A 16,389-nucleotide genomic window follows, 5' to 3' on the forward strand; every position below is an offset into this window, starting at 1 on the left:
ATTGTTTCAGCGTGAATATTTTTATCTTTTTCGTGCTTTTTCACGTTTTAGCCACAACCTTTTCGCTCAATATTGCATCGAGGTTTTGAATGAATGTATCCGCCGGCTTCCAGTGATATACTCCACGATCGGACTGTCCATCCATACCACGAAGATACAGATAACTCGCCCCACCCAAATGCTGCGTCATATCATAGTCTTTCATCACGGCTTTCAAATAACGATGCAGGGCCACCAAATATAATGCAGCCTGCAACCAGTAACTGGAATGACTCATACTTTCTCGAATATAGGCATGATCATAATGTGCGGTCTGATCGCCTAAGAAATTACTTTTATAATCGGCAATGTGATAGCGCTGACCATCAAAATACACCAAGTCAATCGACCCCGTCAGATAGCGTGCTGTAAACACATCATTCAAATCTTGTATTTGTAAATCTGGCTCTTTTAGGCTTTCAAATAGCATGCGTATTTTACGTATCGCCAATGCACGATCTGCCATACTTAAATGAAAGTCCATTTCTGAACGATATTCACCATCGTTTAACTGATGCAGGCTAAAACCATCATGCAATGGTGTATGAATAATTTGACTGTACCATTCCCGCATTTCTTCAATCAGTTCAGCTTCATCTTGCTCAGGGTTTGCCGTTTGACCAAACTGTTTCATCAAGTTTTGCAACATTTGCGGCGAATCAAACTCAACATCACTATGAAAACGTGATGCGATGGCTTTGGCCAACTTCTCTTCTGGGGTGCTAAATCGAACTTTTTCCATCAATTTATGCAAGAAACTTCCGGGCTTGGTTCCCTTTGGAAAATGCCGTTTAATCCAGCTTATTTTCTCTGCCGTTTCTGCTTCAACGATTTCAAGCTGTTCAACTTCATCGGCAGCACTGTCTTCCTGTTCGTTCATTGCCGCTGCCAGTTGGTCACGTTGTATGTGCGCCTTATGCGCCGTGCGCGTGAGCGCGGTAAAACTGGTGGTTTCTCGTGGATAAAAATGGCTGTTGGGAATCTCTTCCGCCTCTAACACAACAGCTTCAACCTGAGTCTGAGTCAACATCGGTGGTGCTGCACGCAAGACATCGGCATCCACACTATCTGCGTGTTGGAACAGATCTGGTGCGCTTCCACGCCAAAAAGTCAGTCCTGAACGCGCTTCTGCCAATTGTTTCTTTTCTACTTCATGATGACGTAGCACGGCATAGACACGATAACTGGCACGGGTCAACGCCACGTACCACAAGCGATGATGCTCTGCTTCATTGCGCGCATCATTTTGTTGAATATCATCTTCGGGTAAGTCCGAAGACTTCACGGCAATCACACGTTCTAACCCAAGGCTTTTTTGCTGATTGTCTTTAAGGGAAAAATTCAAATTGCCTTTTTCACTTAAGCCCGCATTTGCTCCCAATAAAAACACACAACCAAACTCTAAGCCTTTGGATGCATGAATCGTCATCAGTTGCACCCCCAATTGCCCGGTCAATTTTCGCTCTTGGGTGCTTTCATTATTGATGCCTAAATTGATTTGGCGAATAAACCATTGATAGAGCTTATGCGCACCGGTGTAGTGTTCACTTTGCTGACTTAATAATTCTGCGATATGGCGTAAATTCACCACTGTGCGTTCATTATCTCGACTTTGTCCAGCCACCAACCGCGTCCACACCTGAAAGACCGTCATACAGCTATTCCACGCGCTGCGGAATCCTTGCTCATTCCAAATTTGTCGGACCTGTTCGAGTTTTTCGATGATGTCGCTCAGTCCATCCGCTTGCTGTTCGAGTGCGACCAATTGTTTCAGATCAAAACCCAATAAACGGCTCAGTAGCGCACGTTTCACCTTGGCTTCTTGATAAGGATTTAAAATCGCCGTCAGCAAAGCGGCAACGTCTTGTGCGACGGAACTTTTATAGACACTGTCCCGAGATGCTTTATAACAAGGAACGCCCAGCTGCAATAAACATTGCTGTACTTGCTCTAAGTCGAAATGGTTTTGCCCCAAGACCGCAATATCGTTTGCTGTCAGTGCTCGCTGGGTATTATTGTCTTGAAAATATAAATGTCCTTGCTGAGCTTGGTTGAGCAAGGACTGAATCTGCCAAGCCACTTGCTCTGCTTCATTTAGCGTTTCATCCAAAGCCAACCAACGCAGCGGTTGTGGATTGACTTGCTCATGATCAATCAGCGGCGGATGCTCACGCTCACCTGCTTGAATCGGGGTGTATTCAACTTGCTCACCAAAGTCCATTTGCCGATGAAACAAGGCATCCACCACTTCAACCAAGTTTTTGACTGAACGATGGTTTTTGTTCAAGGTATAACAACGCCCACCCTTGGCTTGAATATCATGACGCGCTTTACGATAGGTCAGCATGTCACCGCCACGGAACCCATAAATCGCCTGTTTGGGGTCGCCGACCATAATCATACAACCCTGATGTAAGCGCTCCTTGACCCGCCAAATGCTAGACAGCATGTCATCTTGATCTTGGTTGGTATCTTGAAATTCATCGACTAAAATCAGCGGATATCGTGCTAAAACATGAGCAGCAAAACTGTCTTTCCCTGCGGCTGAGCTTTGCTGTAAGGCTTCCGATAAGGTCCGAATTTGTTGTGAAAAGGTGGTTTCCCCAGCGTGGGACAACACTTGAGGCAAACGCTTTTTAACTTCCTGCGCCAAATAAAAATTTAGATATTGTTCTGCTTGATTGATATGTTCATAAGCGCTGAGCACCGCTCGGAGTTGTTGAACAAAAGCATGTTGATAAAATTCTTTTGAGATATCCGGCTGTTCTTCAACGACTTTGTCTTTAAAGACACGTGGCTTAAATTCAGTTTTATTCGGATCATAAAACAATGAACGAATGGCTTTCATTGTCTGTTGTAACACATCGGACTGAGTCAAAACCCCTTGGCTACCCGCTGCTTCAAAGTGCTGTAAAAACTCGGGAATGCGTGTATTAAAGGTAACAAAGAATGCACCTTTATTAAAACGTCGAGCGTCCACCAAGTTTTTATAATGACTTCCTGCATCAAAACACGCTGCAAGCTCTACACGAGCGGCAGGCAGCATTTGCGCAAGCTGATGACACATCGCTTCAAAATGCGCCAAAGCATTTTCGGGTAATTCAGGGACGCGCAAATCCACCGATGGGAAATTTAGACTTTCCTTTACCACGCCCAGATAATATTCAGGACCTTTCAACTGATGATTCAACATCAAATATTCAATCAAATGTGCAGGCTGCTGCTGGATCCAATCTCTTAATAAATCATGAATGATCCGTTCAATATGCAGGTCTTCATCATCACTGATTTGCACCTGTTCGATACGACCACTTTCAAAGGCAAATTCACGTAATAACTTTTGACTAAAGCTGTCTAAAGTTCCGACAAAGAGTTCTTCATATTGTTGTAAGACCACGTTCAGACGATTGTAGGCATAATCTAAGTGATGCCCATGATCTTTTAGCACTTGCTGATACAAAGGGTCACTCAAACTTTGCTGAAGTTCGGCCAACTCATTTTGAGGTGCCGCGAGCAGGCCATAAATAAAGTCACGGGTTTCTTCAATCCGCAGTCGTACCCGCGCTTTGAGTTCCGCTGTGGCTTTACGTGTAAAGGTGGTGGCAATGACCTGATTTGGCATATAGCGATCGAGAAAAATCCGCACCATCAGACTGGAAAGCGTATAGGTTTTCCCAGTACCCGCAGAGGCTTCAATCCAGTGCAGTCCGGTAAAGCTCATGTCTGCAATCGGGTTGGTGGACATTTTCATCGTTTGCTGTGGCATATTCATTTTTTCACCTCAGGCTTGATGACATTGAGTTTTTTTAGGCCGTCATCCGCCTCGGTATCCATCACATGATATAAACGTTCTGCATAATAACGACAGGACAATGCCAGAAGCTCATCTGCCGCTTGTTGCTGTAAAATAAAGCTCCAATCACGATGGTGGCTATTGGCTTCATTCGACTCCAACTCCACTCCACCAAAACTATGATTTTTCAGCCATTCCTCTTGAAGCTTTGCAAAATTATCTGGCATGAGCTGGCCTGTTTCATTCTCCACCCAAGTGCATTTTTCTTGGCGAATTAAGGCAGCAGGCAGCACCACAGGACGTTTTTGTGCATGTTTCCACATCGCCACCCATTCACTGAGCTGCAGCTTGGCTTGTGCAGAGCTTAATCCACAACAGACTATGCTTTTATCATTACAAATCACTTCACGACGATACGTCGCGCCCTCATCGCCTAAGTCTAAATAGCTCAACCACAGCAGATATTCGAGCCAGGTTTGCGTCTGACGCTTAGGCTTTGCCCCAGACGCCATACAGCTTAACCAATGCATACTCTGAGAGTCTTCAGGCACGGTGATACTCAGTATCAAATGCGGTTCAAGCTGTAAGTTTTGTAAGGTGGTCGCGGTTACACGGCGTCCATCCAAACGCTCTAATAACTGTGCCTGCTCTTGTAAACTGAGCTTCCAAGTCGCTATTTGACTATGTCCCACAGGCAGTACATCTTGGAACAAGGCCATATCCGGTTCAGTTGGAGTCGTAGAGTTCTGATCCTCAGCTTGATGGACACGAGAGGCAGGTTGCACATAATGCTTTTGCAATAAGTCACGGACATGATATTGCTGTAAACGGTCGAGCAATAAAGGCTCTTGCTGTGGTAATTGGTCACCGGTATAGACACTGGCCACGCCAAGCGTTTTCAAATATGCACGAGCTGGAAACACCACATCTTTAATCCATTCCTGACCATCCAAAACCCGTACTTCTTGTTCATCATGCACAGGATAATCACGGTTAATCCACGATTGGCGTTGACCAGACTGATCTAAAATATGTTCCGCCACAGCAAACCATTGATCTTTATATCGTAGGTTTTTCGACTGCTGAAAACCCATCGGGTCAAATGGCTGCAAAGGATAAATATGGTATAGCGGCTCGAGCTGCTGTGGAATGCGTAAGCCATCCAAATCCAGCATGGCATCATGTGGTTGGTTCAATTGCTGCGGCTGAATCATCCGTGCGAGGAATTGGCTAAATTCATAAATCACGGATGATGGCTCACGACTTTCACCATCATTGACATCAAAGCCATTATAGAAAATCCACAAGGACTGTCGGGCGAATAACAAGGCATCTAAAAATGCACCTTTATCATCTTCCAAACGTGAGCGATCACCCAATACCGGTTTAAACACATCCATCAAATCAAAAGGCACTTGCTGATCACGACGTGGAAACTTACCACTATCCATGTTCATCAACACCACCAATGAAAATGGGACTTGGCGGATTTTCCCCATGTCCGCAAAGGTCACGGATCCTGTCGGTTCGATCTGATCGGCAGAGCTATCGATGCCTTGTTGTATTTCTTTGAGCAGCAAAGATAATGGCAAATTAAAGCTATTGGGGAGCGACTCAACTTTATCACTTTGAGCATTGTGCAGACGTTGCGTCATCGCACGCATTACACTGCGAATGGTTTCAAATGCACGACCACTGGCCTCCACAAAAGGCTTCAAATCTGCGTCTAATTGTTGCAACCATGCTTTGACCGTCTGTGCGCTGAGATTTGGATTGAGCCAATCTCGACGCGCACTGATATCTCGGTAGATCTGAATTAAAGTTTGCACCAACTCAAAATCACTACTCAACACCCCTGCAAAACTTAACGTGTCCTCAAATACGGCATGTTGTGGAATCGCAATCCCTAAAGCCAAACGGTCTAATGCAAATTTAAAGGTATAACGATAATCTCGGTCTTGCTCGGACAAATAAGCCAACATGTGCTGTTCGTCTAAACCACGACGGAAACCGGCTTGAATCAGCAGTTCCATCATACGTTCCATTTGCACATGGTCGAGCTGATACAGTTCTTGCACCGCATTCAAATTCAGCCAATCATGAAAATCTTCTGCGGTAAAACGACCTTGACTAATTTCAATGCGTCCAACAAAGGCTTGCCATGCATTTTGAATATCTTGACTGACCACCCCTGCAATTTTGACTGGGATATAAGGTAAATCCACAGCACTGCGACCCATGCCTCGAGTCGTCGAAAAGACCGTCCGAATATGCGGTTCCAGTTCTTTTAAGTTTGGCACCAAGACCAAGATATCACTCGGATGGCGTGGCTCTTGTTCCGTGCCATCGGCCAACCAATGCACCAACTGTTCACGTAAAACCTCTAACTGACGCAGGCTAGAATGACAGACATGAAATTGAATCGATTCATCTGAACCCGCGAGTGCATATTGATGCTGCTTGGGTTCTTCTAAGGTCATGATGTCATATTGAATTTGAGCGAGCAGCGTTGTCGGCTCGGTGTCTGGAAAAATATCTTCCCAACCTTCGCCACCAGACATATTCACCAATAATGCAAAGTTATCCCGCGCACGTTTACCTAAACGCGTCAGTAATGAATGCTGAGATTCACGAAATTCGGCATTGGTCGTACTCAGATAGGCCTGAATTTGTGCCGTGCTGACATTGGGATTTCGCTCAATATAACGCTGTTGTAATTTCAAGTTATAACGATCTTTCCATACGGGATCGACCATGTCTGCCCAATACTCACGCGATGGGTTGAAATACAACAGATGCACTTCGGTATACGCTGCCAAGCGATATAAAAATTTCAGTTGTGCAGGGGGTAATTCTAAGGTCGTAAAGACGAAAATCTGTTCAGGCAAACCGTTATAGGTTTGGTGACGCTCATCATCATCGCGCTCATCATCCTCAGCATCCAAATCAAATTGCTGCTGCCGATTTTGCTCAGCATGCGCCAAGGCAAACCAAAATTTATTGTCTATTTCCTGACGGTCATTAAAGTCTTTTTGGAATACTTGATGCCACAGCCAACGCTGCCAATGCTCCAGTTGTCGAGCCTGAGTCGGTAGATATTCATCAGCTTGTTGAGGTTTCAGACCTGTAAGTTGCATAATATTTAACGGCTGGTTATAACTCCACGCTTTTAGCCAGTCAGTATCGCAATGTGGACAAACCCAGTGCTCAACACCTTCATCTGGGGTATGAATACAACTGCCACGAAAGGCCATGTAGTTGGTAAAAAGCCGAGTGACTTGAGCAGCGATCCAGTACAACATTTCTTGCCGCTTTTGCTCACGTTTTTTTCGATCTGAGAGCTGTGCTGTGCTGTCAAAAATACGCTGAACTAAGGGCTGAACATCTGTCGGAATCTGTGCTGCATCAAACTGATCAGCTGCAATAAAAACCGCTAAAGCATTATAAATACGCCATTGCATAATCAACGGCGGCATGTTGATACCTTTAATCCGCTCTCGGTCTTGTTTATTCGGCAAGGCCCAATCGTAGGCTTTCCACTGCAACCCTAAAATTTTACGATGATGCTTAATATTGGCACTAATACTGATTTTTTCAGCAATTTGTTTTTCTAACCATGCAGCAATGGCTTGATCGGGCACCACGATATGTCGTTCTTGCAAGACGGACAAAGCATTGGTCGATTGATTCGATTTCAATTTTTCGATTAGACAATCCACCAAAACTTCGATTCGTTGACTTTGAATTACATGTATTGCCATGGATTACCTATACAGCCTGCGTGACCAACTACTACAAAACAACAATGATTATTTACTATACATCTTGGGCTGTCTATGCGACTTTGACAAGAGAATAGATTGCAAAAAATGCTTTTAAACAAGTATCTTAATGATACTTTATGAGAAAAAAACCAATCCAGTATCAAGGGTATTTGCTTATGAAAATTGATAACATTCCTGATTCCATCGACCCTAACTTAAATCTGGACATTATTCGCGCTGAATGCTTAGAGCTTGTGAAAAAACGTGCTTATTTTTCAGCAGGTGCAGCCATTATTCCTGTGCCATTTTTGGATGTGGTGATTGACGTCGGAATTTTGTCACAGCTCATTCCAGAAATTAATGCGCGTTTTGGTTTAGCGCCAGATCAAATTAGTGTGTATGATCCAAAAACCAAACAAATTCATTGGACAGAACTGCGTAAACGTGGTGTCGAATTTTCTGGTTTAGTGGTTGCACGAACCGCGATGAAAAAATCGCTAAATAACATTGCAGCAAAATATATTACCAAACAAGTCACTAAATTTATTCCATTAGGTGGACAATTGGTGGCAGCCAGTTTGGGTTATATTGTGATGAAAAAAGTCGCTGAAACCCATGTAGAAGAAAGCTACCAATTGGCGAAGCGTATTCAACAGAAATTTCCGAACCAACCTGTCCCAACGCCTAACAATGGTTAACGAAACGATGTATAGCGCATCAACAATATTTAAGAATCAAAGTGATTTAAACCATAGATCTAAAGATGAAGTAAATCTGAAAATGAGCGAGTTTTGAAAATGAAGAAAAAAGCCACGAATTGCGTGGCTTTTTTCATAAAATTAATCTGCTTTCAATTGCGCTAAGATCGTCTCTAATACCTGTAAGCGCGCACTATGTTTGTCATTGGTAGCGATCACATGCCACGGCGCATATTCTGTATCCGTACGTTGCAACATATCTGCGGCAGCTTTGAGATAGTCATCCCAACGGTCACGATTCCGCCAGTCATCTGGAGTAATTTTAAAACGCTTATGCGCGGTTTCTTCTCGAGCTTTAAACCGTGCAGCTTGCTCATCCTTTCCAATGGCTAACCAAAACTTGATGACGACCGTTTGACTGTCATATAGATCCTTTTCAAAACGGTTGATTTCATCATACGCCCTCTGCCATTCAACCGTATTGGCAAAGCCTTCAATCCGCTCAACCAAGACGCGACCATACCAACTGCGGTCAAAAATCGTGATCTTTTCTTCAGGGAGAATTTTATTCCAAAAGCGCCATAAATACGGACGGCGTAGCTCATATTTTTCGGGTGCTGCAATAGTATGAATTTCATATTCGCGCGGATCTAACTTTTTGACGATGCGTTTAATTGCCCCGCCTTTCCCTGCGGCATCCATCCCTTCAAACACGATCACCACATTGCGTGAATCAAAACGTAAAGCTTCAGCCACCTTGCGGCTTAATTTTTTTAATTCTTTTTTATAATCAGCTTCATCAGCGACGGCAGTGCTAGGTTCCAATAAAGCCTGTGGTGTTTTGGCTTGTTTCCAGCGCCCGACCGCCGTGGTTTCATGTGCTGGACAATGCTTTAAAGTACGTAAAATATGCTGTGCAAATTGCTGATCACGGACTTGCTCATCTTCACAGTCGATGATGACCCAGTCATGGCTAAAACGCTGACGTAAACGTTGTAGGTTGTCATATTGCTTTTTATTGCGCCAATCTAAACCATGCAATTTATGCCAACGCGCTTCACTCTGGTCCATTTCATCCAAACGTTTTTGTAAGGATTTCCAAGACAAATCGAACCAGACTTTAATCACATCGACATGATTATTTTTTAGGTCTTGTTCATAGGCTCGCATGTTCTCGACATATTCATCAAATAAGGTTTCATCCAAAGGCTTTGACACATGCATAGCGGTACTGAGCAAATCACTGTACCAGTTTCCAAACATCACCATAATTTGCCCTTCGGCAGGAATAAACCGTGCATAAGACTGCCAAAAGGTTTGTTTTTGATTAAACATGATCGGGGCATCCGCTTTCACCCTTAAGTAGCGTGGATCGACCCATTCGCGGAGCTGTTTGACAGCCTCGCCCTTACCCGCAAGCTCGATTCCACTCACTAAAATCAACACGCTTTTGGCATTAGGCTGACGGCTGGTATTTTTCAGTTGATATTGCGCTTCAATTAGCTCAACCGAGAGTTGTTCTTCATCCATCAATTGAAATTCTGTTTCTTTTAAGCTCATGGCAGACCCTTGGTTTTACTCTGTTTTGAGTATAACCATGCCGTTCATCACACAACAATGCTTTCATGTATATGCTGAAATGCAAAATATGACCATTTCTGCAACAAACTGACTCAGATTAACCTGTAATTTCGTCACTTTGTCATAGCCCTAAGCTCCAACACCCACTAAGATTCAAACATCTAAAAAATAATTGAGACACTCAATGTCCAAACTTGCAGTATTAGATGATTTACTTGAACTGTATTACCAGTTGAACTACCACAAAAAGCCAGAAATTTTACAGCGTTTACAAGATGTCCAACAGTGGCAAAAACAGCGCATGCAACGTACGCATGCTGTGCAATTTGCTGAAAAACACAATGTACTGATGTCTGAATATTTTATTAACCGTTTATATGGCGGTCCTGATTTTGATGCATTAGCTGCACAAATTGCACGTCTCACCCGCTATGCGCATAAAGCAGAAAAACTAATTCCAGACAATGCCATTAAGACCGGCACTTCGGGCGTACAACTTGCGATATTGGCCGTACAGCTTGACGAACAAGTGGCCATTCAATTACTGGAAGATTATCCAAATAATCCAACCCTGACCGATGAAATGATGCGCCAGACCTATCTCAAGCTCGATCAGGGCAAAGACCGCATGTTGCAACTGCAACTGTTAGACGATTTAGGTCGTAATTTAGATAAATATATGCGCTCGTTTATGGTCTATACCGCCTTTAAAATGTGTAAGGGCGCAGCAAACAAATACAACTTCGAAGTGATGTACGACTTTATGCAAGATGGCTTCTTGGCGATGAAACCGCTCAAGTCAGCAGAAAAATTTGTCCGCGAATTTACCGCTGTAGAACGCCAAATCGTTGACCGTGTACATGCTGGAGACCCTAACCCGTTTCAGCCTGCGGCTTAACAAAACTTACATCCCACAAAGCCCATGTTTGATATAAAACAAACTGGGCTTGCAAGACTGAATTCAGATTTTTTATAGGGGATTTGCAAAGCAATTACAGCAGACCCTTATTTTTTCTGTATATTATTCACAACAAATGCAAATGACTGCTGTATAACAACAGAGAATCTGTCATCATGCTTGCAAAGCAACATTAACCCTATTTATAAGTTAGGAGTGACTCTAATGTCTAACGAGAATCAAACGCCTGCCCCTACACCTGAGTCGGCACAAAATACAGACAAAGTGAGTCCATTCTTAACTGAGCCTTTACCACAAGGGACAGCGCAAGGTCAGCAACAATCTTTAGAACAACGTCTGACCGACACACCTGTGACAGGTTCAGTACCCAAATATAATCTGCCACGTGGCGCGAATACTGGTAACGTTGGGGCAACCACGCACTTTGGTTATCAAACCGTGAGCAGCGAAGATAAAGCACAAAAAGTAGCGGAAGTTTTCCACTCAGTGGCTGCAAAATACGACATCATGAATGACTTAATGTCATTTGGTATTCACCGTCTATGGAAACGTTTTGCCATTAACATGTCTGGTGTACGTCGCGGTCAGCACGTCCTAGATATTGCAGGCGGTACTGGTGACCTTGCCAAAGTATTTAGCCGTGAAGTTGGCCCGACAGGTCATGTGGTGCTTTCAGACATTAATGAATCGATGCTCAATGTCGGTCGTGACCGCCTCATTGATGCTGGTTGTACCAATGTCGATTTCGTTTTGGCCAATGCTGAAACTTTAGAACCTTTTGCAGACAACAGTTTTGACCTATTGACCATTTCATTTGGTCTACGCAACGTGACTGACAAAGATGCTGCTCTTGCTGCAATGTACCGCGTTCTTAAGCCAGGTGGTCGTTTACTGATTTTAGAATTCTCTAAACCGGTATTTGAACCATTCTCAAAACTGTATGACTTATACTCATTCACTGCATTACCGATCATGGGTAAAATCGTAGCGAATGACTCTGAAAGCTATAAATACCTTGCAGAATCGATTCGTATGCACCCAGACCAACGTACTCTTAAAGGTATGATGGAAAACGCAGGCTTCCAAAACTGTGATTACCACAACTTAACGGGTGGTATCGTGGCTGTACACCGTGGTTTCAAACTTTAATACTGCAGGCTGAACTATGTGGTCGATTCTCGCACTTGGTGCAGTTGAACGCTTAATTCATCATGTCATTGATCTGGATGCTATTACTCGCATCCAACTGAATGAATTGCAAGGCAAAATGCTTCGTGTGGTGATCGACTCACCACAGCTGTCGGTGGATGTGTTTTTTGATGATCATAAAGTTCGCTTAGAACCGACGCCAACAGGACATACTGAAACTGCATCCATCTTTGAGCAACGCCCTTTCGAGCAGCAGTCAAGTATGACTGAAGCAACGGCGACCTTGCATGTCAAAACAGTCGTCGAGCTCCTGAAACTGCTGTTGGCTGAAGATGTCGGCAATATCCCATTGCAAGGTGATTATCACTTATTGCAGGATATCCAGCGCATTATGCAACAAGCTGAGCCCGATTTAGCTTCGCATCTAAGCCCTTGGATTGGTCCAAGCCTTGCGCATGAAATTGCTAAGTTGCAACTTGCACCCAAACATCTCAAACGTACTTTACAAAGCCATTTGTTCTTTGCTGAAGACGCGTTAAAAGAAGATTCAGGCTTGCTTGCCCCACGCTGGCAAATGGATGACCTGAATCAAGACACCCGAATTTTGAATCAAAATCTGGACCGTGCAGAAGCAAAAATTCAGCAGCTGCACAGCCAAATTGACTCATTACAAGACAACACTTAAGACTAGGTAATTGCATATATGATTCCGCACGTTTCACGTTTACTCGACCTTTGGCGCATTGCTGCGCACTATAGACTCGACACGTTGTTTCCTGCGGAAGAATTACCGGAAAAAGCCCGTCATATTCTTTCCCTCATTCGTATACATCCTGCAGCACGTTTAAGCAAAGAACGTAAAAATCCACTGAAGCTAAAACAAGCTTTAGAAGATATGGGACCTTTGGCCATTAAACTCGGTCAATTACTGTCTACCCGTCGTGACTTGATTCCACCTGAAGTTTTACAGCAATTGGTGCTTTTACAAGACCGTGTAAAACCTTTTTCAAATGACGTTGCCAAAATGCGCATTCAGGAATCACTCAAAGCGGATGTGAATACCTTATTTGCACGCTTTGACGAGCAGCCTTTAGCCGCAGCATCTATCGCACAAGTGCATACTGCTGCACTGCATGATGGTCGCGAAGTCGTAGTGAAAGTGACTCGCCCGAATATTCGCAATCAAATTCTGCATGATTTTGAAATATTAGAGTGGCTTGGTCAGTTCCTTGAAAAACGCCTAGAAGCCGCTCGTGCCCTGCATCTGTCTGAAATTATTCAAGACTACCGTCAAATTATTCTCAATGAATTGGATTTGACTTTAGAAGCGGATAACACGCGTCGTATGCGTCATTACTTCACCGGTTCAAGCATGATGTACGTGCCTGAAGTCTATATGGACAGCCGTGATGTCATGGTCGAAGAGCGTATTACGGGTGTACCAATTTCAGATATTGCGACCTTTGATCGCTTGGGCATGGATCGTAAAGATTTAGCCGAAAAAGGGCTCACCATTTTCTTTACCCAAGTGTTCCGCGACAACTTCTTCCATGCAGACATGCATCCGGGGAATGTCTTCGTCGAAACCATCAATCCTAGCAATCCACGCTTTATTGCCTTGGACTGCGCGATTATGGGTGAGCTTTCAAAGCACGACCAAATGACCGTAGCACGCATGCTACTTGCGGTTATGAACAGCGACTTTATGCAGCTGATTCAAATCGTGCATCAAGCGGGTTGGATTCCACCGGGTACAGATCAAGATGCCTTAGCACGTGAAATGCGTCGCACTGTTGGCCCAATGGTCTCTAAACCAATGCATGAATTGGACTTCGCCGGCATTCTGATTCAAGTGATGGATATTGCGCGTCGTTTCCATTTAGAGATTCCGCCACAACTGATGTTGCTGCTCAAAACCTTGATCCATGTCGAAGGCTTAGGAACTGATCTCTATCCTGAATTGGATATTTGGAGTTTAGCAAAACCAATCCTCACCGATTGGATTAAAGCCCAAATGAATCCGCAGAAAAACTTAAAAGAACTCGGACAAAAAATTCCAGACTTACTTTTAGGTGCGCAAGATTTACCAACGCTGATGATCGACAGTCTGAATGGTTTAAAAAATCAGTCGGCTTGGCATGCAAAACAACTCAATGAACTGCAAAGCATGCGCTTGCAAATGGAACATCAGCAAAAGCGTAGTTGGGTCTTTGGCAGTGTTATGGCCATCTTCCTCTCCATAGCGATAATTGCGCCATGGTACGTTTCCATCGTATTAATTGCACTTTCAAGCTTACTTGCCATTTGGCGTGTGTTTAAATAATCTTTGTATTTAAATAATATGTAGCTCGTTTAAGCCCTTTGACAATAAAGGGCTTAAAGCTATAAAAACAAAAAATTCAAAAAATTAAATAAGGCTGAACGCCATGTCATACAGTTATTTAGGGGTACTGTATGGTCGAAATTTACTCCGAGCATGTGCAACAGCCTCGCTGTATAGTTTTGCGACCCTGCTTGATGTGTTGGTTCAATTAAATATGCACATGCCTTTTCTAAACTGGCAACCGCCAGCCAACACCACCCTGTATCGGATGCAGCATAGCGCTACATTTTGGTGGATCATTCTCTTTAATGCACTTCCCTGTTTATTCCTACTTTGTTTGCCACAGCAAAAGCTGATGGCGGGGTTAAATTATTGGTTATTAGCTGGGGCCGTGATTTTTATCATTAACCTATTTGCTTGGGCGGTCTTTCCAATGGCGACATGGGCAATCGTCTGCCTCAGTTTGTTTCAATTGCATCGGCATAACGAACAACTATTACAGCATTCCTGAGAGACGCCCTGATATGACTGAGAAGTCATTTGTCGGAAGTTTCAGCCATTGGGTCTGTGCAAAAACGCACTAGAATAATTCTACGACTGTATTTTAAGCGACTACCATGACTCAAATTTTGCAAAAAAGACCGCCTGCGCTCAATATCCGTGCTGGCCATTTAGCCCGCCAACTGATTGAACAAGAGGGTTTAAACGCTGCTCAAGTGGATATCCTGCCCGGTGCTGCGGGTGGTCCGAAAGGCATTGGTATTCAAGGTTTAGATCAGGCGATTTTTGCTGACTTTTTGCCACGCGCGCAACAAAAGCGTACTTTAATTGGTTCATCGATTGGCAGTTGGCGCTTTGCCAGTATTGCTGCTTGGGGAGCCATTGAAGGGACGAAACGCCTCTCTGAGCTGTATACCAATCTGAGCTTTCATAAAAAGATGAGCCGTCAAGAAGTCAGCGATGTGTGTCGTGGCATGCTGATCGATTTGATTCAAGGTCAAGAAGCGGCACTGGTTAATCACCCGGATTATCACCTCACTGTGCTTTCAGTCAAAGCTCAGCATATTTTCCAAAGTGATAAAGCCCTGCCGCTGTTAGCCTCTGTCGCAGGGATCGTGGGCACGACAGCGCTCGCACGTAAACACAGTCGTTATTTCATGCAGCGTGTAATTAGTCAGCCTGTGTCAGGTCATCAATTTACCGTGGCGGATGATGGCTTTACCACGCATTACCATGCATTGACTCAAGACAGTGTCATGCCGTGGCTTATGGCTTCTGCATCTATTCCTGGTGTTATGGCCGCGATACGTGATATCCCTGATGCGCCACAAGGCAGTTACCGCGATGGCGGCCTGATTGACTATCATATTGACCTACCCTTCCAAAGTCAGGGCATCGTGCTGTATCCACATTTCACGGATAGCATCACCCCAGGTTGGTTTGATAAATTATTTAAACGCCAAGCCAATCCTGAAAATCAGGCGCGTACCCTGTTACTGTCACCTTCACAAGAATACCTTGCAAGCTTGCCGCTTGGCCGACTGCCTGACCGTAAAGACTTTACCCTCAAAGGCTTAGACAACCAACAACGCATTAAAATGTGGAATCAATGTGTGGCTGAAAGTCAGCGTATGGGCGATGAGTTTTTGGAGTTGGTTGAAATGCAACATTTCCCAGCAGTCATGCAAGCACTCTGAGCGTTACAGTAATCTCTTGCGAGGGACGCTATAATCCTATTTCAAAATTTTGAGCTTATTTAGTATAGATTTATGCGGATATTTTTAACTGTTTTGCAGTATGCCTGCATCGCTTTTGCACTTTTCCTTGTTTATCAAGTGTCAACCGCCTTGATCAGCGGCCAATACGATTTAATGGAAGTGGTGGCAGACGTTGGTACGATTTTAATTTGTATCGATTTGGCGGTGTTTTTATTTACCAGTAATGCAAAACAAGGCATTAGCATCGAAGACTATGCGAAACAATTGGAACAAAAGCCGTCAAAATTGGTATATGTCACCCGTAAATTGGGACATTTCGGTATTTTGCTGATCATTACCAGTTGGATTGTACCGATGATTCGCTAATGTATTTTAGTTCAATAAAAAGGATCATCATGTGTTCAT

General features: G+C 43.9%; 11 protein-coding genes. 8 read left to right on the forward strand and 3 right to left on the reverse strand.

Annotated elements, in window-relative coordinates; all coding sequences use genetic code 11:
* Positions 1–40 precede the first annotated feature (40 nt).
* On the reverse strand, positions 41–3,811 hold the full coding sequence (locus FTU16_RS09680) for a UvrD-helicase domain-containing protein (RefSeq protein ID WP_180163155.1): 3,771 nt from the start codon (positions 3,809–3,811) through the stop codon (positions 41–43).
* Complete coding sequence (locus FTU16_RS09685; RefSeq protein WP_180163156.1) at positions 3,808–7,593, reverse strand: exodeoxyribonuclease V subunit gamma; 3,786 nt, start codon at positions 7,591–7,593, stop codon at positions 3,808–3,810. The genes FTU16_RS09680 and FTU16_RS09685 overlap by 4 nt, the downstream gene beginning before the upstream one ends.
* Positions 7,594–7,772: 179 nt before the next feature.
* Between FTU16_RS09685 and FTU16_RS09690 the strand changes: the two genes are divergently transcribed.
* Positions 7,773–8,294: a hypothetical protein gene (locus FTU16_RS09690; RefSeq protein ID WP_180024754.1), complete on the forward strand. Its 522-nt coding sequence runs from the start codon at positions 7,773–7,775 to the stop codon at positions 8,292–8,294.
* A 141-nt stretch (positions 8,295–8,435) separates the two neighbouring features.
* Here the strand turns inward: FTU16_RS09690 and FTU16_RS09695 are convergent, their stop codons facing one another.
* Complete coding sequence (locus tag FTU16_RS09695; RefSeq protein WP_180163157.1) at positions 8,436–9,854, reverse strand: phosphate--AMP phosphotransferase; 1,419 nt, start codon at positions 9,852–9,854, stop codon at positions 8,436–8,438.
* 205 nt (positions 9,855–10,059) lie between these two features.
* On the opposite strand from FTU16_RS09695, the gene FTU16_RS09700 reads away from it, so the two are divergent.
* The 7 genes from FTU16_RS09700 to FTU16_RS09730 all read left to right on the forward strand — a co-directional run bounded on the left by FTU16_RS09700 (position 10,060) and on the right by FTU16_RS09730 (position 16,350).
* Positions 10,060–10,773, forward strand: a complete 714-nt coding sequence (locus FTU16_RS09700; protein ID WP_180026789.1) for a hypothetical protein — start codon at positions 10,060–10,062, stop codon at positions 10,771–10,773.
* Positions 10,774–10,998: 225 nt separating this feature from the next.
* Positions 10,999–11,943: a bifunctional demethylmenaquinone methyltransferase/2-methoxy-6-polyprenyl-1,4-benzoquinol methylase UbiE gene (gene ubiE / locus FTU16_RS09705; protein ID WP_078189802.1), complete on the forward strand. Its 945-nt coding sequence runs from the start codon at positions 10,999–11,001 to the stop codon at positions 11,941–11,943.
* Positions 11,944–11,959: 16 nt separating this feature from the next.
* Positions 11,960–12,628, forward strand: coding sequence for an SCP2 domain-containing protein (locus tag FTU16_RS09710; RefSeq protein ID WP_180163158.1), 669 nt, complete (start codon positions 11,960–11,962; stop codon positions 12,626–12,628).
* Positions 12,629–12,646: 18 nt separating this feature from the next.
* The gene (locus tag FTU16_RS09715; protein ID WP_180163159.1) at positions 12,647–14,266 is read left to right on the forward strand and encodes an AarF/ABC1/UbiB kinase family protein; all 1,620 of its coding nucleotides are present in this window, start codon (positions 12,647–12,649) and stop codon (positions 14,264–14,266) included.
* A 103-nt stretch (positions 14,267–14,369) separates the two neighbouring features.
* Entirely contained in the window at positions 14,370–14,777 is a 408-nt protein-coding gene (locus FTU16_RS09720) for a hypothetical protein (protein WP_180163160.1), read from the forward strand.
* A 106-nt stretch (positions 14,778–14,883) separates the two neighbouring features.
* The gene (locus tag FTU16_RS09725; RefSeq protein ID WP_180163161.1) at positions 14,884–15,963 is read left to right on the forward strand and encodes a patatin-like phospholipase family protein; all 1,080 of its coding nucleotides are present in this window, start codon (positions 14,884–14,886) and stop codon (positions 15,961–15,963) included.
* A gap of 72 nt (positions 15,964–16,035) precedes the next feature.
* Entirely contained in the window at positions 16,036–16,350 is a 315-nt protein-coding gene (locus tag FTU16_RS09730) for a hypothetical protein (protein WP_078189807.1), read from the forward strand.
* Positions 16,351–16,389: the final 39 nt, after the last annotated feature.

The sequence above is a fragment of the Acinetobacter sp. YH12069 genome, from assembly GCF_013419675.1.
Lineage (GTDB): Bacteria > Pseudomonadota > Gammaproteobacteria > Pseudomonadales > Moraxellaceae > Acinetobacter > Acinetobacter amyesii.

Coding starts and splice junctions, on each gene's coding strand:
- FTU16_RS09680 (WP_180163155.1), bottom strand. CDS start 3,811: ATGAATATGCCACAGCAAACGATGAAAATGTCCACCAACCCGATTGCA.
- FTU16_RS09685 (WP_180163156.1), bottom strand. CDS start 7,593: ATGGCAATACATGTAATTCAAAGTCAACGAATCGAAGTTTTGGTGGAT.
- FTU16_RS09690 (WP_180024754.1), top strand. CDS start 7,773: ATGAAAATTGATAACATTCCTGATTCCATCGACCCTAACTTAAATCTG.
- FTU16_RS09695 (WP_180163157.1), bottom strand. CDS start 9,854: ATGAGCTTAAAAGAAACAGAATTTCAATTGATGGATGAAGAACAACTC.
- FTU16_RS09700 (WP_180026789.1), top strand. CDS start 10,060: ATGTCCAAACTTGCAGTATTAGATGATTTACTTGAACTGTATTACCAG.
- ubiE (WP_078189802.1), top strand. CDS start 10,999: ATGTCTAACGAGAATCAAACGCCTGCCCCTACACCTGAGTCGGCACAA.
- FTU16_RS09710 (WP_180163158.1), top strand. CDS start 11,960: ATGTGGTCGATTCTCGCACTTGGTGCAGTTGAACGCTTAATTCATCAT.
- FTU16_RS09715 (WP_180163159.1), top strand. CDS start 12,647: ATGATTCCGCACGTTTCACGTTTACTCGACCTTTGGCGCATTGCTGCG.
- FTU16_RS09720 (WP_180163160.1), top strand. CDS start 14,370: ATGTCATACAGTTATTTAGGGGTACTGTATGGTCGAAATTTACTCCGA.
- FTU16_RS09725 (WP_180163161.1), top strand. CDS start 14,884: ATGACTCAAATTTTGCAAAAAAGACCGCCTGCGCTCAATATCCGTGCT.
- FTU16_RS09730 (WP_078189807.1), top strand. CDS start 16,036: ATGCGGATATTTTTAACTGTTTTGCAGTATGCCTGCATCGCTTTTGCA.